This window comes from Fusobacterium ulcerans ATCC 49185, from assembly GCF_900683735.1.
GTDB lineage: Bacteria > Fusobacteriota > Fusobacteriia > Fusobacteriales > Fusobacteriaceae > Fusobacterium_A > Fusobacterium_A ulcerans_A.
Map to the genome: position 1 here is coordinate 2,809,413 of NZ_LR215979.1, position 23,835 is coordinate 2,833,247.

The window sequence follows — 23,835 nt, forward strand, 5'->3', positions numbered from 1 at the left end:
TCTAATAGACACTTGAAACTATATAGTAGCATACGCTTTCGCGCTTTCAATCTTTAGGTTAAAACTTTGACTTATTAGTATTGGTCAGCTAAAAGCCTCGCAGCTCTTACACCCCCAACCTATCAACCTTCTAGTCTCGAAGGAGTCTTAAAGAATACTTATCTTGAAGCTGGTTTCCCGCTTAGATGCTTTCAGCGGTTATCCGTTCCAAACGTGACTACCCAGCTGTGCCACTGGCGTGACAACTGGTACATCAGAGGTTTGTCCATCCCGGTCCTCTCGTACTAAGGACAGATCTTCTCAATATTCTAACGCCTACAGTGGATAGGGACCGAACTGTCTCACGACGTTCTGAACCCAGCTCACGTACCGCTTTAATGGGCGAACAGCCCAACCCTTGGGACCTTCTCCAGCCCCAGGATGCGATGAGCCGACATCGAGGTGCCAAACTTTGCCGTCGATATGGACTCTCGGGCAAAATCAGCCTGTTATCCCCAGGGTAGCTTTTATCCGTTGAGCGACGACCCTTCCATTCGGAATCGCCGGATCACTATGTCCTGCTTTCGCACCTGCTCGACCCGTCAGTCTCGCAGTTAAGCTCTCTTATGCCATTGCACTCTGCGGTTGATTTCCATCCAACCTGAGAGAACCTTTGAACGCCTCCGTTACTCTTTCGGAGGCGACCGCCCCAGTCAAACTGCCCACCTAGCACTGTTTCCGTGGCTGCAAACCACAGATTAGAATTTCGACATTGAATGGTTGGTATTCCACCGACAACTCCAATACAGCTAGCGCCATATCTTCATAGTTTCCCAACTATCCTATACATGCAATGCCAAAACCCAATACCAAGCTACAGTAAAGCTCCATGGGGTCTTTCCGTCCTACTGTAGGTAACCGGTATCTTCACCGGTAGTACAATTTCACCAGGCCTCCCGTCAAGACAGCGCTCAAATCATTACACCATTCGTGCAGGTCGGAACTTACCCGACAAGGAATTTCGCTACCTTAGGACCGTTATAGTTACGGCCGCCGTTCACCGGGGCTTCAATTCGGAGCTCTCACTCCTCCTCTTAACCTTCCGGCACTGGGCAGGTGTCAGCCCATATACATCGCCTTACAGCTTAGCATAGACCTGTGTTTTTGTTAAACAGTTGCTTGAGCCTCTTCACTGCGACCCCCAAATGCTTCATAATGCGTAATTACTAACATCCAGGGGCACCCCTTCTCCCAAAGTTACGGGGCAATTTTGCAGAGTTCCTTAACGAGAGTTAGCCTGTCCGCCTTAGATTTCTCATCCTGACCACCTGTGTCGGTTTCGGGTACGGGCAGTTATACCTTAACGTTAGAAGCTTTTCTCGGCAGCGTGGGATTTGTGCATTCATCTTACGACTATATATCACACCTCAAGTCTAATCTAGCGGATTTTCCTACTAGACCACTCTACATGCTTTTACGGGAACTTCCGTTCTCCCGCGCACATACCCTTCTGCGTCCCTCCATCACAAAATATAACTGGCACAGAAATATTAATCTGTTTTCCATTCGCCTACGCATTTTAGCCTCGGCTTAGGTCCCGGCTTACTCAGGGAAGACAAGCTTTACCCTGAAAACCTTGGTCTTCCGGCGAGGGGGATTCTCGCCCCCTTTCTCGCTACTTATTCCTGCATTCTCACTTCTGATACCTCCAGAGTTGCTTACGCTTCTCCTTCAACGGCCTACAGAACGCTCTCCTACCAATTGCTTGCGCAATTCCACAGCTTCGGTTTATAACTTAGCCCCGTTACATTGTCGGCGCAGAGACTCTCGACCAGTGAGCTATTACGCACTCTTTAAAGGTATGGCTGCTTCTAAGCCAACCTCCTGGTTGTTTGTGAATCTCCACCTCCTTTCCCACTTAGTTATAATTAGGGACCTTAGCTGGTGGTCTGGGTTGTTTCCCTTTTGACAATGGAAGTTAATTCCCATAGTCTCACTCCTGAGCTTTGAATTATGGTATTCGGAGTTTGATTGAATTCAGTAAGCAATATGCCCCCTAGTTCATTCAGTGCTCTACCCCCATAATTAAACACTCAAGGCTGCACCTAAATGCATTTCGGAGAGAACGAGCTATCTCCTAGTTCGATTGGCTTTTCACCCCTAAACCTACCTCATCTCCCAACTTTTCAACGGCGGTGAGTTCGGGCCTCCACTGTGTCTTACCACAGCTTCACCCTGGACAGGCTTAGATCACCAGGTTTCGCGTCTACGCCCAGCGACTATGTCGCCCTATTCAGACTCGGTTTCCCTTCGGCTCCGTTATACTTAACCTCGCCACTGAACGTAACTCGCAGGATCATTCTCCAAAAGGCACGCCATCACTCCGAAGAGCTCTGACCGCTTGTAAGCACACAGTTTCAGGTTCTATTTCACTCCCCTCCCGGGGTTCTTTTCACCTTTCCCTCACGGTACTATACGCTATCGGTTAGTAAGAGTATTTAGCCTTACGAGATATGGTCCTCGCAGATTCACACAGAATTCCTCGTGTTCCATGTTACTTGGGAGAGAACATACATTCTAATGAGTTTACCTGTACAGGATTATCACCTTCTACGATCTAGCTTTCCAACTAGTTCCAGTTCGGTCATTAGATATGTTGAATATCTTACAGTTCTTCAAACGTTCTTCCCACAACCCCATATAAGCAACGGCTGTATCCTTGACACTTATATGGTTTAGGCTCATCCCCGTTCGCTCGCCGCTACTTGGGGAATCGTTTTTACTTTCTTTTCCTCGAGTTACTTAGATGTTTCAGTTCACTCGGTACCCTCTTTCGTGCTAAGACTCCATCTTAGCAGATTGCTCCATTCGGAAATCTTGGGGTTGGCGCTCGTTTGCAGCTAACCCAAGCTTATCGCAGCTTACCACGTCCTTCATCGGCTCTTACTACCTAGGCATTCCCTGTGTGCCCTTAATTATTTTAACCTATTTTGTTTTTGTTTAATTTGATTGACAGCTAACTCTGTTTATATAAACAAGAGTTAAAATTGTATTTTATCTACTATATAGTTTCCAATGTCCATTTGATAAGTTATCCAGCGCTTAATACGCTGCAAGAACATTATCAATAGAATAGAGAAAGAGAAATGATCTCCTTAGAAAGGAGGTGATCCATCCGCACGTTCCCGTACGGATACCTTGTTACGACTTCACCCCAATCGCTAATCACACCCTCGGAACATCCCTCCTTACGGTTAGGCCTGTTACTTCAGGTGCAACCAACTCTCGTGGTGTGACGGGCGGTGTGTACAAGACCCGAGAACGTATTCACCGCAACATAGCTGATTTGCGATTACTAGCGATTCCAACTTCATGTACTCGAGTTGCAGAGTACAATCCGAACTAAGAATAGTTTTATGAGATTAGCTTACCCTCGCAGGTTTGCAGCTCTCTGTACTACCCATTGTAGCACGTGTGTAGCCCAGCGTATAAGGGGCATGATGACTTGACGTCATCCCCACCTTCCTCCTGCTCATCGCAGGCAGTCTCGCATGAGTCCCCAACTTAATGATGGTAACATACGAAAGGGGTTGCGCTCGTTGCGGGACTTAACCCAACATCTCACGACACGAGCTGACGACAGCCATGCACCACCTGTCACCAAGTTCCTCCGAAGAGGCACGAAAACATCTCTGTTAACTTCTTGGGATGTCAAACGCTGGTAAGGTTCCTCGCGTTGCGTCGAATTAAACCACATGCTCCACCGCTTGTGCGGGTCCCCGTCAATTCCTTTGAGTTTCATACTTGCGTACGTACTCCCCAGGCGGATTACTTATCGCGTTAGCTTGGGCGCTGAGGTTCGACCCCCAACACCTAGTAATCATCGTTTACGGCGTGGACTACCAGGGTATCTAATCCTGTTTGCTACCCACGCTTTCGCGCTTTAGCGTCAGTATCTGTCCAGTAGGCTGGCTTCCCCATCGGCATTCCTACAAATATCTACGAATTTCACCTCTACACTTGTAGTTCCGCCTACCTCTCCAGTACTCTAGTTTAGCAGTTTCCAACGCAATACGGGGTTGAGCCCCGCATTTTCACATCAGACTTACTAAGCCGCCTAGACGCGCTTTACGCCCAATAAATCCGGATAACGCTTGCGACATACGTATTACCGCGGCTGCTGGCACGTATTTAGCCGTCGCTTCTTCTGTTGGTACCGTCACTGACTTCTTCCCAACTGAAAGCACTTTACATTCCGAAAAACTTCTTCGTGCACACAGAATTGCTGGATCAGACTTTTGGTCCATTGTCCAATATTCCCCACTGCTGCCTCCCGTAGGAGTAAGGGCCGTGTCTCAGTCCCCTTGTGGCCGTTCACCCTCTCAGGCCGGCTACCCATCATCGTCTTGGTGAGCCGTTACCTCACCAACTAACTAATGGGACGCAAAGCTCTCTCACAGCGCATATAGCTTTCATAATCAGATCATGCGACCCAATCATAATATCCGGTATTAGCATTCGTTTCCAAATGTTGTCCCAGTCTGTAAGGCAAGTTCTTTACGCGTTACTCACCCGTCCGCCACCTTCACCCGAAGGATCAAGTAGACTTGCATGTGTTAAGCATTCTGTCAGCGTTCATCCTGAGCCAGGATCAAACTCTTCGTTCAATCTATTTACTCAGTTTTTTAACTGATTGTTTACACCTATTTATTGTTTGTTGATTTTTTCTTCTCTCTCTATTCTGTTGTTAATGTCCTTTTTTATTGTTTTTCTTTTCTGTCCCCTTTTCTCGTGGACAAGGATTATAATACCATAATTAATACTTCTCGTCAACAATTTTTTTAAAATATTTTAAAAATATTTTTTCTGCATTAAAAATCCCTTTATTTTATTGAGCTCTCAATCTATCTATATCAATTATTTTATACTTTCCCTTCTCAATTTTTTCTAAAATATTTTCTTCTAAAAAATTTTTTATTACTCTAGAAAGAGATGGACGACTTACATCAAAATATTCTGCTAAATCTTTTACAGATATTTTCATTTGGAAAAAACCATTTTTTTGATTTTCTAAAATATATTGGCTGAATTTTTCTCCAATAGTTTTATTAGTAAAATTATTCCAAAGGTGATTAGATAGGAACTGTGCTTTACAACTTATTCCATCTAAAAATTTTTTTAATAATCTATCATCTTTTTTCAACAATTGTATAAGTTCATTTTTTTCTATATAAAATATAGATGTAGGAGTAGTTGCATTTAGATCTACAGGAAATCTATTTTTATCTCCAAAGATAAATGCTGTAGCTAAAAGAGAAAAACTTTCTATCTCTTCTATTCTTTTTACTTCTCCACTTTCTTTTAGCATCTCTGTAGCAGCCTTTCCTTCTAAATTAATATACAATCCTTTTACCTCATCTCCTCTGAATGCTATATTTTCATCCTGAGAGTACTTTTTAATTTCATATTTTATTCCATTAAAATATTTTTCTATATCTTTTTCTTCTATATCACAAAATAATTCTGTATTTTTTAATTTTTTTATTATATTTAAATCCATTATGCCTCCTATCATCTATACATACTTATTATTTTTATCTTATCATATTTAAACTTGAAAACATTATATTTCTCTGTTAAAATTACTACATCAAATAAATTAATTATAGGGAGATATTATGAAAAAAATTGTTATTGTCTGTCCTTCGTGTCAGAAAAAAATGAAGATATCAGATAAAACAGCTAAATATAAATGTCCACATTGTGGAAATATATACAAATACACTTTTGATAAAAAAATCATCCATGATGTTAAAGATGTAGCTGTTGGTTTTGTTACTACTTTAAAAGATATTAAGTACAATGTAGTCAAAAAATACAATGACACAAAAGCAACTTATAAATATATGAGTCAGCTTAAGAAAAATATGAAAAATGATCCTAATTGGTCAAATTACAGAAAACAGCAAGAAGAAATGAAAGATGTAACTCCTAAAAGATCATTTAAAGATCTTTTCAAAAAGAAAAAATAATAATAAAAAACAGGCTGATCTCTAAAGTTTGAATAATTTTATTCTCACTTTGTAAGATCAGTCTTTTTTATTTTTCAACTAAAAAATCTATTTCTTTTTCTATCAATTCTTTTATATCATTATTTTTTTTAGGGGCTTCTTCTTCTCTGCTCAACATTTCCATCAAACTTACAATATTACACAAAGTTCCTATCTCTATCCAATTTTTATCAAGTTGAATCTTTATATTTTCATTATATCTTTTACAAAATATTTCTCTATCTTTTTTTGTAAAAAAATTTTCATATCTAAAAAATAACCCAATATCAAAATATCTGTTTCCATATCCTAAATATTCCCAATCTGTAATATATATTTTTTCATCTTTATCTATTATAAAGATTAGAAGTTTTAAAATCACAATGAATGAGGAAATTCTCTCTTTTTTTATCTATCTCTTTTTTATATTTTATTGTTACTGTATTTAACCTTTTCATTAAATCCATTCCCATTCTCTTTTTAAGAATAGGATTTTTTATTAATAATTCAAAGCATTCTTTTAAATTTGGAACTGAATTTATTTCCTGCTGATTTAAGGTTTTTATATTATGTAGTTCAGATAAAATAAAGGCTGTATCCTTCAACAATTTTTCAGAAAAACTGTTATTTTTCTCTAAATATTCATCTCCAGATATAGAATCTACATATTCATATATTATTATCCTTTTTTCCTTATTTTTTATTAATTGATTAAAAGCTAAAACAAGTTTTGGTACTGAAATTTTTTCTTTTAATATTTCAAAGGCAACTTCTTCATTCTTACTTAAATTTTTATCAGCACATATTCTTAAAAAAAATTTTCTTTGTAAAGTATTAACCCTATAGTTAGTGTTCCTTTGCCCTCTAGATATTAATTTATAATCAACTATCTTTATACTATTATTCACTTTTCTCATAATATTTATTATTTCTTCTATATTTAGTTTTTCTATTTCTATAAATCTTTCCCATTTATTCTCCATATCTTATCCTATTGCTCTTCTTTTCAAAAGTTTAGGAAATCTTATACTAAATACTGTAGCGGTTATTGAAGCTGCCAGTATCCCTGCCACTGGTTCTGCCAAGAATACTGCAAATACTTTATTTTCAAAGAACAATGGAAATATTAAAGCAAATGGCACTAAAAGTATTATTTTTTTCAGTAATGAAAGTATAAGAGAAACTTTCGCTTCTCCCAAAGCAACAAATGTCTGCTGACATGGTACCTGAACTCCCATCATAAAAAGTCCTGCTCCATATATATTCAATGCCCATACAGTAAATTTTATAAGTTCCTGATCTTCTGTAAACATAGTTACAAACATGGCTGGGAATAAAATTTCTATAAGCCATGCTACAGCACAATATCCCATACTCATAAACAGAAGTATTTTGTATGCTTTTTTTACTCTGTCTATATTTCTAGCTCCATAGTTATAGCTTACTATTGGCTGAACTCCCTGTGCAAGTCCAAAAACTGGCATTTGAAGTACCTGAATAACACTTCCACATATAGTCATAGCTCCTACTCCCAAATCTCCTCCAAACTTTTGAAGTGATGAATTAAGCACTACATTTACCACACTATTTGTACTCTGCATTACAAAAGGTGAAAGTCCAAGTCCTATTATAGGGACTATCACTGATTTTTTCATTTTAAAATATTCTTTCTTTATCTTTATTTTTGTATTTTTTCCTGTTAAAAACTTTGTTACCCATATTGCAGATACAGCTTGTGACACAACAGTTGCAATTGCTGCTCCTTGTACACCCATTTTAAAATAAAAGATTAAAATCGGATCAAGAACTATATTCAATATTGCTCCTATAAGAACTGTAAGCATACCAGTTCTTGCAAATCCTTGAGCAGTTATAAAGCTATTAAGAACTAATGTAGCCTGAACAAAAATTGTTCCACATACATAAATATTAAGATATTTAAGTCCATATATAACTGTTCTGTCACTTGCACCAAACATCATTAAAAGAGGCTTTTGAAATACTAAAAAGAAAACAGTAAGAATTATTGCCATTACTATCATCCCAGAAAAACAGTTTCCTAGTATTTCCTCTGCTGAATCATTGTCTTTTTCTCCCATCTTTATAGCAGCCTTTGGTGCTCCCCCCATTCCTAAAAGAGCTCCAAAAGCAGATATAAGCATTACTATTGGGAATGTTACTCCTACTCCTGTAAGAGCTGCTCCTCCAACTTCTGGTATCCTTCCAATATATATTCTATCTACTATATTGTATAAAGCATTTATCAATTGAGCTGTAATCGCTGGGATGGTCAAATTAATTATTAATTTTCCTATGCTATCCTTCCCAAGATCATTTTTTTTCATTTGTTCCATTTGTTCTCCCCCATTTTGGTTCTTTATATTATTTTTAGTAATCTGAAGATTTAAATGATAATTCCAGCTTTTCTAATTTTGATTCAAGTTTTCTGTATTTCACCCCTGCTGCATCCAACATTCTTTTTGATGCCATATCAGATTTTGTTCCACAATATTTATCTGAAAGATAAACAAGTTCTTTTATTCCACTTTGTATAATTGCTTTACTGCATTCGTGACAAGGGAAAAGTGCTACATACAGTGTGCAATTTTTCAATGTTTTTGTACTGTTCAATATTGCATTTAATTCTGCATGACATACAAAAGGATACTTTGTATCAAGAAACTCCCCCTCTCTCTCCCAAGGAAATTCATCATCACTACATCCTTTAGGAAGCCCATTATATCCTACACCAATTATTCTCCTCTCTTCATTCACAATACAAGCTCCAACTTGAGTATTAGGGTCTTTACTCCTTTTTGCTGAAAGAAGAGCTACTCCCATAAAATATTCATCCCATTCTATATAATCTTCTCTCTTCATAATCTTCTCCTTAAAAATATTTTTTATCATATATACCAATATATCACAACTGTCTTAATTTTTTCAAAATTTTATTTGTTATATCTGAAAATTTAAAGTAAAATAACCTATAAGTACATTACTAGGAGGCTATTTATGAAAAAAATAATATTTTTATTTCTATGTTTATACAGTCTGGCTTTTGGAATTATTGATTTTAATGAAGTAAATTGGGGTGACAGCAAGAGCAATCTTGATCTTATATTCCCTAAATTAAGAGAAGAACCCTCTCTCTATCCAGATATGAAGATATACACTTTTGAAAAACCAAATGATAATGTCAGCAAGTATACTTTCTATTTTACTAATGGAAGACTTTTTAAAATAGAAGTCCTTTTTAATAAAGAAAATGTTGGCAGAAATGAAATAAAACAAATATATGATGATCTTGTACAAAAAATGGGAAAACCTATTTCAAAAAATCCTATTGATCAAAAATTTAATGGACTTAACTTAAGAGGTAATTCATTAAAATTTGTCCCTAATATTTCTACTTCAGTTTATTACAAAGGTGTTGACACTGTAGATGATCTTGGAAAAATGATAGATTCCAATCTGATTATTGAATATGTAGATGCTACAAAAGAATAAAATCAAAAAGCTGACTGAAAATTATAATATTCTCTAGTCAGCTTTTTTTATTAAATTCTTTACATTATTTTTATAGTTAAAGAAAAATTTCTATACTTTTAAATATTGTACAACTGCTACAACAAAACTTTTCCATTCTATCATCTTTTAAAATATTAAGCCTCCATTTTTACAATATTCTTTTTTCTTCTGTTTTCCCACAATACTTTTCCACCCTCAATAACTAAAATAAATGCAAGAGCAAATATAGGAATAATAATAGCGCATTGAAGTCCATGTACTGCAAGGCTTCCTCTTCCACTCATAAGTATAAGCACATTTGATTTAAATGAAATCAACAAAGAGCTCATTGTTGCTACAAGCATAAATACCATTGGGATAAAAAGCATCTTATTATTTTTTCCTTTTTTGGAAAGCCATACAGAAACTCCAAGAAAACAAGGAACTGCAACTAATTGATTACAAGCTCCAAATAGAGGCCAAATATTCTTATATCCTCCAAGACATAACACTCCTCCTAAAAGAACTGTTACAAAAGTTCCTACATACATATTTCCAAGAGATTTTCTGATACTTCCTGCTTCTTCTCCTGCCTTAGCAGCAAATAATTCCTGAAACATAAATCTTCCAAGTCTTGTGGCAGTATCTAAAGAGGTAAGAGCAAAAGCAGATATTGCAAGTGAAATAACTGTAAAAGTAGTACTTACTGCTATTTCTCCCATTCCCAAGGTTTTGAAAAACCCTGATATAGCAGAAGCAAAAACTACTGCTGGTGTTCCTTTAGGCATTTCATTATTTGTAAATAATGCTCCTACTGCTATAAGAGCTACAACTGCAAGCCCACACTCTATAAGCATAGCTCCATATCCAATAAGTTTTGCATCTTTTTCATTATCTAATTGTTTAGATGTAGTTCCTGAGCCTATCAAACTATGAAAGCCTGAAATAGCCCCACATGCTACTGTAATAAATAAGTAGGGAAACATAACCTGTCCATTAAAGCTACTTGTCCATCCTGTAAAAGCTGGAAGATTTACAGTAGGATTGCTTCCTACAATCCCAATAACTGCTGCTATTATCATAAAATATAAAAGAAAACTATTAAGATAATCTCTAGGCTGCAAAAGAATCCACACTGGTGTCACAGAGGCAATAAAAATATATACAAATACCATTCCTAACCAGAAAGTTTTACTTAAATAGATTGGATATTTTAATCCAACAGCTATACATACTACTAAAAGTCCTACTCCTGCTATTGATGATACTGCAAGAGGGGCATTCTTTCTATGTACAAGAAAGCCAAATACCACTGACAATGGTATGAAAAGCATAGAGGCTGTTGCTACTGAACCATTTGCTGAATTATATATTTTTGTTCCATCATCTGCAATTATATATCCTTGAAATGTAGAGGCAACAATATCTGAAAATGCTGCAACTACTAAAAGAAGTACAAGCCATGAAAAAATAGTAAAAAGTATTTTGCATCTATATCCTATATTTTCTTCAATAACCTCTCCTAAAGATTTCCCTTTATGTCTTATTGAAACTATAATTGAAGAGAAATCCTGCACTGCTCCAAAAAATATTCCTCCAATAATTATCCACAGTAATACTGGCACCCATCCAAATACTGCTGCTTGAATAGGTCCATTGATTGGGCCTGCTCCTGCTATAGAAGCAAAATGATGTCCTAAAAGAACTGGCGCTTTTGCTGGTATGTAATCGATTCCATCATTAAATTCATGCGAAGGTGTCTTTCTCGAAGGATCCACATCCCATTGTTTTGCCAGCCACGAACCATAGGTTACATATGCAATAAAAAAGCATAAAATTGAAAATACTAAAATCATTACTCCATTCATAAATCTTTCCCCCCTAGTTTAATATATTATTTTTGTTCAAAAATTCTTTCATATAGTTTATTCAGAACTTTTCCTGCTTTATTTGTTGTTATTTTCATATTTTCTACATCTATAACAGCTATTCTGCCTGAACTGTATCCTCTTATGGAAAAAAGGTAATTTTTTTCAAATTTATATTTTTCTATTTTTCTTTTTATATCATCTGAAATCCTTTTAGAAGTAAATATGACAACAGTCAAGAAGGTATACATATGATTTTTCTCAGGATATTTTTCCCCTTTTCTCACTAGAAAAGGTTCCATATACTCTTTTAGCAGTTCATCAGTTTTATTTAAAACATTTATAGTCATTTCAGATACATCCATAAAAATAATATGTTCATAACTTTTAGCTTCCCAAAGCTGCACTTCTTTCACTAAAACATACTTTTCAGAATGAGAGTAAAAATGACCATAAGCCAGATATTTTTCTCCATTTATCTCCTTATCTCTATATATATCAAATGTTCCCTTGTATTGTTCTGTTATCCTATTAAAATATTCCCCTGTTGTCATAATATGCTCCTTATTTCTATCTTTTTACTTCATAAGTCCAGTTAAATTTATCCTCTGCTTTTCCCCATTGAATATCTGTCAATGTATTATAAAGTCTTTGAGTAAGTTCTCCTGTTTTAAAATCATTAATCATAGCTATTTCTCCCTTGTAGTTCAGTTCCCCTACTGGAGAAATAACTGCTGCTGTTCCTGTTCCAAAAGCTTCTTCCAGTTTTCCTGCTCTTGCTGCTTCCATCAGAAAATCAATGGTAAAATGTTCCTCATGAACTTTATATCCCCATTCTTTTAGAAGAGTTATACAAGAATCACGAGTTACCCCTGGAAGAACTGTTCCATCAATAGGGGCTGTATATATTTCGTTATCTATTTTAAACATTACATTCATAGTTCCAACTTCTTCTACATATTTTCTTTCTACTCCATCTAGCCATAACACTTGAGTATATCCAAGCTTTCTTGCCTTTTCTTGAGCAGCAATACTAGAAGCGTAATTTCCTCCACACTTTGTAAATCCTGTTCCTCCTTTTGTTGCACGAACATATTCATCTTCAACATATATTTTTATAGGGTTTACTCCTTCAGGATAATAATTTCCTACTGGAGAAAGAATAATAATAAACTTGTATGAAATTGCAGGATGTACTCCTACAGCAACTTCAGTAGCAAACATAAATGGACGAATATATAAAGATGTTCCTTCTAAATGAGGAATCCATTCCTTTTCATGGGCTACAATAGTTTCTACTGCTTCAACAAACATTTCTTCTGGAACCTCTGCCATACAAAGTCTCCTGTTAGAATTTCTCATCCTTTTTGCATTCATTTCTGGACGGAATAAAAGAATACGATCATCTGGCGTACGATATGCTTTTAAACCTTCAAATGTTTCCTGAGCATAATGAAGAACCATAGAAGCTGGACTCATAGAAATTGGACCAAAGGGAACTACTCTTGCATCATGCCATCCTTGTCCCTCATCATAATCCATAACAAACATGTAATCAGTAAAATGTTTTCCAAATCCAAGTTTATTTTCATCTGGTTTTACCTTTAAATTTTCCGTTTTTTCTACTCTTATTTTCATGTTTTTCCCCCTTAAAAATATATGGTTTCTGTTAACTTAAAATTTTTATATAAAAAAAACAGCCTGTCAGGCTGTTTATATCAACATTATTAAAATATTCACAATATTATTATAAAAGAATATTATTATTCTCCATTTAAAATCTAATCAAATGAAACAAATTTATCTTTTATAACAAGAGGATTGTAGAATAATGTTGCAACTCTTCCTAACATAAATATCTGTATATAATTTTTTTCTCTGCATATGAGTAGTATATATATGACAAATATTATGCTTGATATCACGAACATCTTTTTTCCTCCTCTTTTTAAAATCTTTTTTATAGGTTTGAGTATAAACCTAAATTAAAAAAAAATCAAGTATTTTTTGAAAAAAATATTTTATTCCATACTTTTTGAAAGATATTTTTCAAAAATGATAGAATAAAAAACAGCAGTTAAGGTTAATTAGCCTCTTCTGCTGTTTTCTTCCATTTTTTATCAATAAATATTTAAATATTTTTTATTGAAGTTTCATTAACACTCCACCAATAACAAATAATGACCCAAATAGGAAAAGCCATCCTTGGAATTTAATTTGGAATTTTGCCCAAATTCCCCATTCTAATTTAGCAATACCTAATATAGCCATTAAGATTCCTGATGTAGGAACAATAAGATTAGTAAATCCATCTCCTAATTGGAATGCAAGAACTGCAACCTGTCTAGGAACTCCAACCAAATCTGACAATGGAGCCATTATAGGCATTGTCAATGCTGCTTGACCAGAACCTGATACAACAAAGAAATTAAATACAGATTGGAATATATACATTACCCAAGCAGAAGCTGCTGCTGGCAATCCTCCAAGTCCATTTGCAACCCAATTAAGAACTGTATTAAGAACACTTGGTGTTCCAGCTTCTGTTCCACCTAATACAAGAACTATCCCTTTTGCCATCCCTACTACTATAGCTGCTCCAATTAAGTCTTCTGCTCCTTTTCTAAATGAAGTTGCTATATCATTTACAGTCATATCATTAAGTTTGAAAACTACTCCAATTATCCCTGCTACAACACCCATTATTACAAATTGAGTAGCGATTTCAGGAAGATAGTAACCAAACACTACAACCCCATATATTATCCAAGCCATTCCTAAAAGTACAACTAATAAAACTAATTTATGTCCAAATTTAAAATCAACTTCCTGTTGGTCTTCTAATTTAAATTCCTCTCTATAATATCTATCAGCTTCATATGAAATAGAGCTTTGAGGATTAGCTTTTACTTTATTTGCATATCTAATAGTATAGAATATTCCAAAGGCTGTAAAGAATGTCCACATAGCCATTCTGAATCCTGCTGCTGAAAGTACAGGAATTCCTGCTACCCCTTGCGCTATTGCAACACTGAAAGGATTCATCCAAGATGTTCCAAATCCTATTTGTGTAGAAACATAAGTAATCAATATACCAGTTATTCCGTCATATCCCATTCCAATTACTATTGGAATAAGCACCATAGCAAATGGTATTGCCTCTTCTCCCATTCCAAATACTGCTCCACCTAGTGAAAATACAAAGAACACTATTGGTAGAAGCAGCCATTCTGATCCTTTTGTTTTCTTTATTAAAGCATAAAGTCCTGATTCAACTGCCTTAGTTTTTAATATGATTCCGAAAGATCCTCCAGTGATAAGAATAAATGCGATTACCCCTACTGCTGTACCCCATTTATCTCCACTTACAATCCCTTCAAATACATAGTTTGCTACTCCAACTTCTCCACCTGGTTCAAAGAATTTTATTCCCTTTACTAAAGGTTCTCCTTGTTCATTCAATTCATAAGCAAAACTTCCTGCTACAGGAACTGTTCTAGTTTTTTCTGCCCCAGTTTCAGTTATATAAGTAACTTTTTCCATTTGGAATTTTCCTACTGGAACCGTATGTGTTAATATTGCAGCCAAAATGACTACAAAAAATATAATTACATACGTATCTGGCATGTTAAACTTTTTTTTCATTTTTACCTCCACAAATTTTTAATACTATTATTATACTTTATGTTTTTAATTAAATCAATACTTAATGATATAAACTATATTTAAAATTTTTAAGAGGTATTTCATCTGCTGTTTTTTTATGAGTATTTACACTAAAATCTTTTTCCTTGACTTATTAATTTCCCCTCTTGACTATAACGTTTATACTCTTTTTCCTTACCATTTTCATAGATATATTCTTCTGATATCTTTCCAGTTGTATAAAAAAATCTTTGTACTCCATCTCTTTTTCCAGATTTATAATTTTCCTCAGATATAATAATATCCCCTGAATACTGTACCCATCTTCCTTCTTTTTCATCCATTTGATAATTTCCCTGTTTATATAATTTTCCATTTGGATAATATTCAGTTACAGTTCCATGGCGAAGTCCATTTTTAAATTCTGACTCTCTTTTAAAATAATCTTTTCTATCAAAATCAGTAGGTGTATAGTATATCTGTTTTCCATCCATTTTGCCATTTTCATTGTAGTTATAGATAGAAACATTCTTTCCTTTTTCATCAAAAGTATTCCATATTCCAACTCTCATAGAATCCTTATATGTCCCTGATGTTTCTATATCTCCTTTTCTGCTGTATTTTTTATAATCACCTTCCAACCTATCATTGGAATATGTTTCTTCTACAGATACCTTTCCATCTTCAAAGTAAGTTATGAACATTCCTTCTTTCTTTCCAGAAACATAATTTAATCTTCTGTATATTTTTCCACTAGGATAATATATTTCTACAGTCCCATCTATACCACCATTTATATAGTTTCCTTGCTCTATTTTATTTCCATTCTTATCATATTTTATATATGTTCCATTGAGAACTCCCCCTTGAAAATTCTCTTCCCAAGCAAGAGTTCCTTTTTTACTTATTCCCTGCCACAATCCATCTTTTCTATCCTCTGCATAATTTCCTTTTACTTCAATATTTCCATCTTGATAATATTTTACATAATTTCCATTCTTTTTTCCATCTTCATAAGTTATTTCATATTGAAGATTTTTTCCAAAATATATTTTCTCTATTCCCTCTTTTTTTCCATTTGTATAATCTATTTCACTTTTTTTATCCCCATTAGCAGCATATATTACATACTTTCCATTAAGTACTCCATTAACATATATTCCTGTTGCTTTTATATTTCCATTTTCATATTTTGATATATATTCTCCTGTTGGTTTATTTTCTCTGTATGTAACTTCTTCTTTTAAAAGTCCATTAGTATAAAATCTGCTCCATTTTCCATCTCTTATTCCATATTTATATTCCCTTTTTTCCTTTATTCTTCCATTTGTATCATAAAGAATTTCTTCTCCATCTTTTTTTCCATCAGTATATGAAGTTTCTGATTTTATAGAACCACTGCTATAATATTCCTTGTACACCCCATTTTTTTGTTCTCTTTTTACAGTTGTTGGAAATGTTTTTACTTTTGGAAGCGGAGGTGTTACAACAGTTTTTGTAACTTTTGTTGTTTTTACTGTTGGTTTCTTGGATGTTTTTGATAAAATTGCTGCTATTTCCATATTTTTTTTACTTTCATTAATATTAGCCTCAATCTTTGATTTTATATCCAAATCTTTGATTTTTGTTTGAGCAAGGTACACTCCTCCAGCTAATATTGCTGATATAATCAATATTACAATAAATGCTATAAAAAAATTTTTTCCTTTTTCGCTCATGTACTTTCCCCCATTCTTGTATTTTTACAACTATATTGTACCATCTTATTCCTTTATATTTCCATAACCTTTTTCATATATTTTTCAAAATCGACAGACTTTAAATACAATTTATCAATTTTTTACATAATAACAGTTCAATATTTTTGTATTTTATATTAATTTAAAATTTAAAGAACAGTTACACTCACTTTATTTTTTCTTTCCTTTTCATTGAAAAAATTGGTGCAGAATAGAAATATCTAAGGTATAATTTTAATAAGGTCAACATTATAATAAAGAGGGGGTATACATGAAAAAAATATTATCTATTATTATGACATCTGTTTTATCATTTAGTTTATATGCTGTAAATACAGAATATAAAACTGATGTAGTTATTGTTGGAAGTGGGGGAGCTGGTATGACTGCAGCTCTTTTTGCAGCTGAAAATGGAGCTAATGTAGTTTTGTTAGAAAAAACAGGATATATGGGGGGAGCTACTCTTATGTCAGCAGGAATTATTCCTGCCACAGGAACTAAACAGCAAAAAGATGCTAAAATTGATGATTCTATAGAAAATTTCAAATTGGATATATTCAGAGCTGCAAACTATAGTCAAGATAAAGATATGGTTGAAACTGTTGCTTCTGAAGCTAAATTAACTATTGAGTGGCTTGAAAGCCTGGGGGTTAAATTTAACCTTATTACTAATGCTTTATATTATGGACAATCAAATTATAGAATGCACATAGCTGAAGGTTCTGGAGCTGGTATGACCACTAAAATTATAGAAGCAGTAAAGAAAAACCCGAAGATTACTGTGCTTAATTTTACATCTGGAACTGGGTTGATAACAGATAAAGAAGATGTTGGTGGAGTTAGAGCCAAAAAAGCTAATGGAGAAGAAATTGAAATATATGCTTCTAAAGTTATTTTAGCAACTAGTGGTTTTGCCTCTAATGAAGAAATGCTCAAAAAATATATTCCCGAAATAGCTAATGCTTATCCTTTGACAGCTCCTGGGGCAACTGGAGAAGGAATAGTATGGGGACAAAAACTAGGAGCAGAATTAAAAAATATGCATGCCTATCAAGGTCATGCAGTTTTCAATCTTCAAAGTAAAAGCAGTATGGATCTTTCTATTCTTTCAAGAGGAGGTATTCTCATAAATAAAGATGGAAAAAGATTCACTAATGAAATAATGGGATATTCTGAGCTTACTCCCCATGTTGTAAATCAAAAAGATGCTGCTGCGTACATACTATTTAATAAAGAAAATGCTGAAAAAACTAGCAACTTCAAAAATTATACTTCTGCTGGAATAGTTTTGGAAGGAAAGAATATAGCTGAAATTGCTAAGGCTATGAGAGTAGATGAAAAAGAACTTGGAAAAACTATTAAAATGTATAATGAAGGAATAGAAAAAGGAGAAGATGTCTTCAATAGAACTAAACTTCCAAAAAATTTCAATGGCCCTTATTATGCTATTGAAATAACTGGAGATTTAAGACATACACAAGGTGGACTTGTCATAACTCTTGATGGAGAAGTAAAAAAAGAAAATGGAGATAAAATTCCTAATCTTTATGCTGCTGGTGGTGTAACTGAAGGGTTTTCTGGTGCTGGGGGACCTAACTATATGTCTGGCAATGGACTTTTACAGGCATTTGTTTTTGGCAGAAGAGCTGGTATAGCTGCTGCTAAATCAATAACTAATCCTATGGATAAAACTATTATCAATAATATTACTAGTTTCAAAGATAATAGAATTGTAAAGGAAACTAAATATAGAGATGGAAAATATGTAGGTGAAGGAAAAGGATACAAAGGGAATATAAAAGTAGAAGTTACTGTTAAAAATAATAAAATTGCTAAAATAGAAGCTGTTGAATATAAGGACACTGAAATAATATTCAACTCTGCTGTTGAAAAAATATCTGATGATGTTATCTATACTCAAAATACTGATAAAATAGATTCAGTAGCAGGTGCCACAAGTTCTGCAAGAGGTATAGGAACTGCAATAAAAAATGCTGTAAAACCAGCTAAATAACCAAAACTTTAAAAGACTAACTTATAAAATAGAATAATGTTTTAAAATTTTTTAATATAATTTTTTAGAACTTGTTTACTATTTTTTAGTTGGTCTTTTTTATTTTTAATTTTAAAGAAATCATAATTTCTAATTTTAAACATATAATTTATTCTTTAATATAAAAAAATTTGACAAATTTAAAATAAGAGAGTATATTTCTAATTAAATAGATTAGATACTTAACTATTAAAAAGATAAAACATTTGAAAATATAATAGGAGGAATATATGAAATATAATTTTGATACTTTAATTTCTAGAAAAAATACTGGTTCACTAAAATGGGAACAAATGTATAAAATGAATCCCAATGTTGAAGAAAATGTAGTCCCTCTCTCTGTTGCAGATATGGAATTTAAAAATGCTCCTGAAATAACAGAAGGGCTAAGAGAATATTTAAAATCAGCAGTCTTGGGATATACTTCATCATACAAAGCATTTACTGACTCTATCATAAATTGGATGCAAAGAAGACATAATTTTACTATTAAGTCTGAGTGGATCGTAAATACTGCTGGAGTTGTCCCTGCATTCTTTGCTGCTATCAGAGCTTTTACAAAACCTGGTGATGGGGTTGTAATTATGAGTCCTGTTTATTATCCTTTCTATAATGCAATAAAATTTAATGAAAGAACTTTGATTGATTGTCCCTTAATAGAAACAAACGGATATTACACAATGGATTTTGAAAAATTTGATAAAATCACAAAAAAACCAGAAAATAAACTTTTTCTTTTCTGCAGCCCTCATAATCCAGTAGGAAGAGTATGGACAGTTGAAGAATTGAAAAGACTTGAAGAGATAATTCTTAAAAATAATGTAACTGTTATATCTGATGAAATACATCATGATATCATAATGCCTGGTTATAAACATACGATATTTCAAACATTATCTGATGAATTAGCTGACAGAACAATAACTTGTACAGCTCCCTCTAAAACATTCAATTTAGCTGGAATGGGAATATCTAATATTATTATTAAAAACCCTGCTGTTAAAGAAAAATTCATACAAGAAATAAATAATGTATCTGGTTTTCCTTTCAATATTTTAGGATATAAAGCTTGTGAGCTTGCATACACAAAAGCTGAAAATTGGCTGGAGGAATTCATCACTGTAATAGATGAAAATCAAAAGATAGTAAAAGAATTCTTTGAAAAAAATTACCCTGAAATAAAAGCTCCTCTTATTGAAGGCACATATCTTCAGTGGATAGATTTCAGAACTCTAGGCATGGAACCTAAAAAAATGGAAGAATTTATGGTTAAGGAAGCCAAATTATTCTTTGATGAAGGATATATATTTGGAAAATCAGGAGAAGGATATGAAAGAATCAATCTTGCTGCTCCTTCATGGGTTATTAAAGAGTCTCTTGAAAGATTAGATAAAGCTTTAAAAAGAGTATAAGATAGCTACATAAATAAATATTTTGGAGGTAAATTTATGCTGTCAAATGAAATGATAATAGCAGCTGCTAAAGAAGTTGAGGAATATGTAAAACTTACAAGAGGATATCTGCATGAAAATCCTGAGATTTCTGGACAGGAATTTGATACAAGTACATTTTTGAAAAAAGAAATTGAGACTTTGGGACTTCCTATTGAAGAAGTTTCAACAACTGGTTTTATTGCTACTTTAAAATGTAAAAATCCTGGTAAGACACTTGCTTTAAGAAGTGATATAGACGCTTTAAAAATGCCTGAAAGTGAAATTAATATGGTTGGTAAGAAAAAATATGTTTCTAAAAGAGCTGAAGCATGTCATTCCTGTGGGCATGATGGTCATATGGCTATGCTCCTTGGTTCAATGAAAGTTTTAGTTAAACTTAAAGACTATCTTAGTGGAACTATTATCTTCTGTTTTGAAGAAGGAGAAGAAATAGGCTGTGGAATAGATAAAATGCTGACAGTGCTTTCTAAGAAAAATATAGATGCAATATGGGGAATACACTTAACTTCTTTTATGAAAACTGGTACTGTAAGTATTGATCCTGGTCCAAGAATGGCTGGAGCCGCTCTTATAAAGATGGATATCATAGGAAGAGGAGGCCACGGTTCAAGACCTGACCTTTCTATTAATCCTCTGTTTGGTGCTGCTAATATTCTTATGTCTTTATCTTCTGCATGGGTTAACAGAATAAATTCAAATGAAACTGTTACATTGGGTCTTGCTACTATCAATGGAGGAACTGCTGCAAATATAATCCCTGATAAAGTTTCTATCTCAGGAACTATAAGATATTTTAATATTGCTGAGGGAGAAAAAGCTTTTAATCTCATTAAAGAAGTTTCTACATATGCTGCTAAATCTCAAAATTGTTCAATAGAATTCGCTCCAGACATGAGAATAGCTGCCAACCCTACAATAAATGATACAGAATTATCAGCTTTTGCTGCCAAACATTTAAGTGAAATACTTCCTGAGGGAACTCTTATTCATCAAGAAAAGTGGTATGCTTCTGAGTCTTTCAACAGATATTCAGCTCTATGCCCAAGTTTATTTGTATTTGTTGGAGCTGGAAATAAAAAAATTGGTTCAACAGCTGAACACCACAATGTTCATTTCGATCTTGATGAAAATGCCTTTATCGTTGGTGTTATTTCTACAACAAAATTTGCTTCAAGTTTTCTAAATATCTAAGGGGTGGATAAATTATGAAAGAAAAAGAAAAAAGCGGGTTTCTTAATTGGATAGAAGTTGTGGGAAATAAAATGCCACATCCTATGGCTCTGTTCTTATATATTATAATTATAGTTTTAGTACTTTCCTTTGTTTTGGGCAAATTAGGAATTTCAGCTATACATCCTACTTCTGGGGAAACTATTTCTGTAATAAATCTTGTAAGTTTAAAAGGTTTTATGCTCTTAGTTCCCAACTTTGTTAAAAATTTCCAAAACTTTCCAGTTCTTGGGGTTGTTATCATACTTGGTATAGCTACTGGTTTCTGTGACAGAAGCGGTTTTTTTACATCAGCTATAAAAATGGGGTTATATGGCAGAAAAGGTAATATAGCTATATATGTAATAGCTACTATAGGTGTCCTTGGAAATCAGGCTGGAGATGCTGCTTTTATTCTTATCCCAGCTATTTCAGGAGCAATATTTTATGGTCTTAGAAGAAATCCTCTAGCTGGAGTGTTTCTAGGTTATGCATCTGTTGGAGGAGGATTCAGTACCTGCCTTATCCCTGGAGGTTGGGATGTAGTTCTTACTCCAATTTCTATACAATCAGCTACTAGTATTCTTCCCAATTTTGATATGCCTCTGTTGAATGGATATTTCTTCTTATTTGTTTCAGCAGTTCTTGTAATAACCGCTTCTGCAATAGTTACTATAAAAATTATTGAACCAATGCTTGGAGAATACCAATTTGCTGAGGAAGATAATTCTGATATGGCTATAACAGATGAAGAAAGAACAGCAGTAAAAAAAGCTGGAAGAAATGTTTTAATATTTCTAGTTATCTTAGTTGCAAGTTGTATACCACAAAATAGTTTTCTTAGAAATCCAGTAAATCACTCATTAATATTTGGAGCTCCTCTTATGCAGTGCCTTCAATTTATTATCATAATAGTTTTCTCATTAGCTGGACTTACTTATGCAGTAACTATAAAAAAGATTCAAAGTATAAATGATGTTTATACTATGATGTCTGAGTCTATATCTTCATTAGCAGGATTTATAGCTTTAGCAGTAGTTATTGGACAGTTTCTTTTCCTTTTTGATAAATCAAATTTAGCTCAGGTTCTTGCAATAAAAGGTGGAAATTTTCTTGCTTCTCTTCCAATACCTACACAAATAATAGTTGTATGTTTCTTATTATTGACAGCTCTTGTAAATCTTTTCATAGGAAGTGGAGGAACAAAATGGCTTTTAATGGGGCCTATATTTGTTCCTATGCTGATACAGTTAAATATACATCCAGCCTTTACACAAGCAGTATATAGATTAGGAGATTGTTCTACTAACCATCTTACTCCTTTATTTGCTTACTTTGCTATATTACTTACAACAGCCCAAAAATATGATAAGAACACAGGAATGGGTACTTTATTTGCAGCTATGCTTCCTTACTCATTTACATTCCTTTGTATATTTATCATTCAGATTGTTATTTGGATGACATTCAATCTTCCAGTTGGACCTGGTGGAGTTATCTGGCTTTCTTAATATTATAAGCCCATATTGAATTAAACTTTTCAATATGGGCTTTTTATTTTATTTATTTTTTCTCATAAGCAGCTTTGAATTCTTCAATATTTGCTGGAAAATATTTTTCTAATATTTTTAAATATTCTCCATTATCTCTTAATTCAATTATTTTTTTATTTACTTTTTCTACTAACTCTTTCTCATTTTTTCTGAATGCAATAGAAGCAGCTGGCTGTTCATCAACTAAAGTATCTATCTGTTTAATTCCTGTTAAATTTTCTAGATAGGCTTTTGATGATAATTCATCTATTATAACTGAATCTATCTTTCCAGCTTTAAGATCCATCAAAGCTCCAGTCCAAGAATCATAAACTTTTGCTTTCCCTTCTAATTCATTAACAAACTGTTCCTGTATAGCTCCCAATTGTATTCCTATATTCTTACCTTTTAATTCCTCTTTAGTCTTTATATCACTCTTTTCATTTATTATAATAATATGCTTAGAAGAGAAGATAAACATATATGGAATAGAAAAATCTACTGCTTTTTGTCTTTCGGGAGTTTGAGTAAGCCCAGCAATTACAGCATCTACTTTTCCAAGTTGAAGTGCTGGAAGAAGACCATCAAAAGACATATTAATCCAGCTGATTTCATACCCTAATTCTTCTCCTATTTTTTCCATAAGTTCAATATCAAATCCTACCATTTTTCCATCTTCCAAATACTCATAAGGCTTAAATTCTGCATTTGTCCCTACATAAAGTTTTTCAGCTGAAAAAGATAAAGTAGAGAACAGTAAAGTTAAAACTAGTATCAATTTTTTCATAATAAATCC

18 protein-coding genes and 2 rRNA genes are annotated in these 23,835 nt (G+C 33.7%); 6 read left to right on the forward strand and 14 right to left on the reverse strand.

The window, feature by feature from the left end; translation table 11 throughout:
* Positions 1-54: 54 nt before the first annotated feature.
* The 3 genes from E0E45_RS12570 to E0E45_RS12580 all read right to left on the reverse strand — a co-directional run bounded on the left by E0E45_RS12570 (position 55) and on the right by E0E45_RS12580 (position 5,539).
* A 23S ribosomal RNA gene (locus E0E45_RS12570) occupies positions 55-2,965 on the reverse strand.
* A 173-nt stretch (positions 2,966-3,138) separates the two neighbouring features.
* A 16S ribosomal RNA gene (locus E0E45_RS12575) occupies positions 3,139-4,646 on the reverse strand.
* The 16S and 23S rRNA genes sit together here, the layout of an rRNA operon.
* 221 nt (positions 4,647-4,867) lie before the next feature.
* On the reverse strand, positions 4,868-5,539 hold the full coding sequence (locus tag E0E45_RS12580; protein ID WP_130891493.1) for a Crp/Fnr family transcriptional regulator: 672 nt from the start codon (positions 5,537-5,539) through the stop codon (positions 4,868-4,870).
* Between the two features lie 118 nt (positions 5,540-5,657).
* Here E0E45_RS12580 and E0E45_RS12585 point away from each other — a divergent pair, with 118 nt between their 5' ends.
* Positions 5,658-6,011 carry a hypothetical protein gene (locus tag E0E45_RS12585; protein ID WP_130891494.1) on the forward strand — a complete coding sequence of 118 codons (354 nt, stop codon included), beginning with the start codon at positions 5,658-5,660 and terminating at the stop codon, positions 6,009-6,011.
* Between the two features lie 67 nt (positions 6,012-6,078).
* Here E0E45_RS12585 and E0E45_RS17930 read toward each other — a convergent pair whose 3' ends face one another.
* The 4 genes from E0E45_RS17930 to E0E45_RS12600 are packed head-to-tail and all read right to left on the reverse strand — an operon-like array spanning position 6,079 to position 8,909.
* Positions 6,079-6,411 (reverse strand): phosphotransferase family protein, encoded by a 333-nt coding sequence (locus E0E45_RS17930; RefSeq protein WP_232044119.1) that lies wholly within the window; start codon positions 6,409-6,411, stop codon positions 6,079-6,081.
* Complete coding sequence (locus tag E0E45_RS12590; RefSeq protein ID WP_232044120.1) at positions 6,377-7,012, reverse strand: phosphotransferase; 636 nt, start codon at positions 7,010-7,012, stop codon at positions 6,377-6,379. The genes E0E45_RS17930 and E0E45_RS12590 overlap by 35 nt, the downstream gene beginning before the upstream one ends.
* Before the next feature lie 3 nt (positions 7,013-7,015).
* The gene (locus E0E45_RS12595; RefSeq protein WP_130891495.1) at positions 7,016-8,383 is read right to left on the reverse strand and encodes an MATE family efflux transporter; all 1,368 of its coding nucleotides are present in this window, start codon (positions 8,381-8,383) and stop codon (positions 7,016-7,018) included.
* A 34-nt stretch (positions 8,384-8,417) separates the two neighbouring features.
* Entirely contained in the window at positions 8,418-8,909 is a 492-nt protein-coding gene (locus E0E45_RS12600; protein ID WP_130891496.1) for a deoxycytidylate deaminase, read from the reverse strand.
* Between the two features lie 135 nt (positions 8,910-9,044).
* On the opposite strand from E0E45_RS12600, the gene E0E45_RS12605 reads away from it, so the two are divergent.
* The gene (locus E0E45_RS12605) at positions 9,045-9,539 is read left to right on the forward strand and encodes a hypothetical protein (protein ID WP_130891497.1); all 495 of its coding nucleotides are present in this window, start codon (positions 9,045-9,047) and stop codon (positions 9,537-9,539) included.
* Between the two features lie 155 nt (positions 9,540-9,694).
* Here the strand turns inward: E0E45_RS12605 and E0E45_RS12610 are convergent, their stop codons facing one another.
* The 6 genes from E0E45_RS12610 to E0E45_RS12630 all read right to left on the reverse strand — a co-directional run bounded on the left by E0E45_RS12610 (position 9,695) and on the right by E0E45_RS12630 (position 16,770).
* Positions 9,695-11,407, reverse strand: coding sequence for a carbon starvation protein A (locus tag E0E45_RS12610; RefSeq protein WP_130891498.1), 1,713 nt, complete (start codon positions 11,405-11,407; stop codon positions 9,695-9,697).
* A gap of 26 nt (positions 11,408-11,433) precedes the next feature.
* Positions 11,434-11,961, reverse strand: coding sequence for a hypothetical protein (locus E0E45_RS12615; protein WP_130891499.1), 528 nt, complete (start codon positions 11,959-11,961; stop codon positions 11,434-11,436).
* A gap of 16 nt (positions 11,962-11,977) precedes the next feature.
* Positions 11,978-13,045, reverse strand: a complete 1,068-nt coding sequence (locus E0E45_RS12620; RefSeq protein ID WP_130891500.1) for a branched-chain amino acid aminotransferase — start codon at positions 13,043-13,045, stop codon at positions 11,978-11,980.
* A gap of 143 nt (positions 13,046-13,188) precedes the next feature.
* Positions 13,189-13,338 (reverse strand): hypothetical protein, encoded by a 150-nt coding sequence (locus tag E0E45_RS17710; protein ID WP_172604191.1) that lies wholly within the window; start codon positions 13,336-13,338, stop codon positions 13,189-13,191.
* Between the two features lie 211 nt (positions 13,339-13,549).
* Positions 13,550-15,052 carry a putative basic amino acid antiporter YfcC gene (gene yfcC / locus E0E45_RS12625; RefSeq protein ID WP_130891501.1) on the reverse strand — a complete coding sequence of 501 codons (1,503 nt, stop codon included), beginning with the start codon at positions 15,050-15,052 and terminating at the stop codon, positions 13,550-13,552.
* Between the two features lie 131 nt (positions 15,053-15,183).
* Positions 15,184-16,770 (reverse strand): toxin-antitoxin system YwqK family antitoxin, encoded by a 1,587-nt coding sequence (locus E0E45_RS12630; protein WP_130891502.1) that lies wholly within the window; start codon positions 16,768-16,770, stop codon positions 15,184-15,186.
* Between the two features lie 292 nt (positions 16,771-17,062).
* Here E0E45_RS12630 and E0E45_RS12635 point away from each other — a divergent pair, with 292 nt between their 5' ends.
* The 4 genes from E0E45_RS12635 to E0E45_RS12650 all read left to right on the forward strand — a co-directional run bounded on the left by E0E45_RS12635 (position 17,063) and on the right by E0E45_RS12650 (position 23,018).
* The gene (locus E0E45_RS12635; protein WP_130891503.1) at positions 17,063-18,805 is read left to right on the forward strand and encodes a flavocytochrome c; all 1,743 of its coding nucleotides are present in this window, start codon (positions 17,063-17,065) and stop codon (positions 18,803-18,805) included.
* Between the two features lie 269 nt (positions 18,806-19,074).
* Positions 19,075-20,256 carry a MalY/PatB family protein gene (locus tag E0E45_RS12640; protein ID WP_130891504.1) on the forward strand — a complete coding sequence of 394 codons (1,182 nt, stop codon included), beginning with the start codon at positions 19,075-19,077 and terminating at the stop codon, positions 20,254-20,256.
* Between the two features lie 36 nt (positions 20,257-20,292).
* The gene (locus E0E45_RS12645; RefSeq protein WP_130891505.1) at positions 20,293-21,489 is read left to right on the forward strand and encodes an amidohydrolase; all 1,197 of its coding nucleotides are present in this window, start codon (positions 20,293-20,295) and stop codon (positions 21,487-21,489) included.
* A gap of 14 nt (positions 21,490-21,503) precedes the next feature.
* Positions 21,504-23,018, forward strand: coding sequence for an AbgT family transporter (locus tag E0E45_RS12650; RefSeq protein WP_130891506.1), 1,515 nt, complete (start codon positions 21,504-21,506; stop codon positions 23,016-23,018).
* Between the two features lie 52 nt (positions 23,019-23,070).
* On the opposite strand, the gene E0E45_RS12655 is transcribed toward E0E45_RS12650, so the two are convergent.
* The gene (locus E0E45_RS12655; RefSeq protein WP_130891507.1) at positions 23,071-23,826 is read right to left on the reverse strand and encodes a basic amino acid ABC transporter substrate-binding protein; all 756 of its coding nucleotides are present in this window, start codon (positions 23,824-23,826) and stop codon (positions 23,071-23,073) included.
* Positions 23,827-23,835 lie beyond the last annotated feature (9 nt).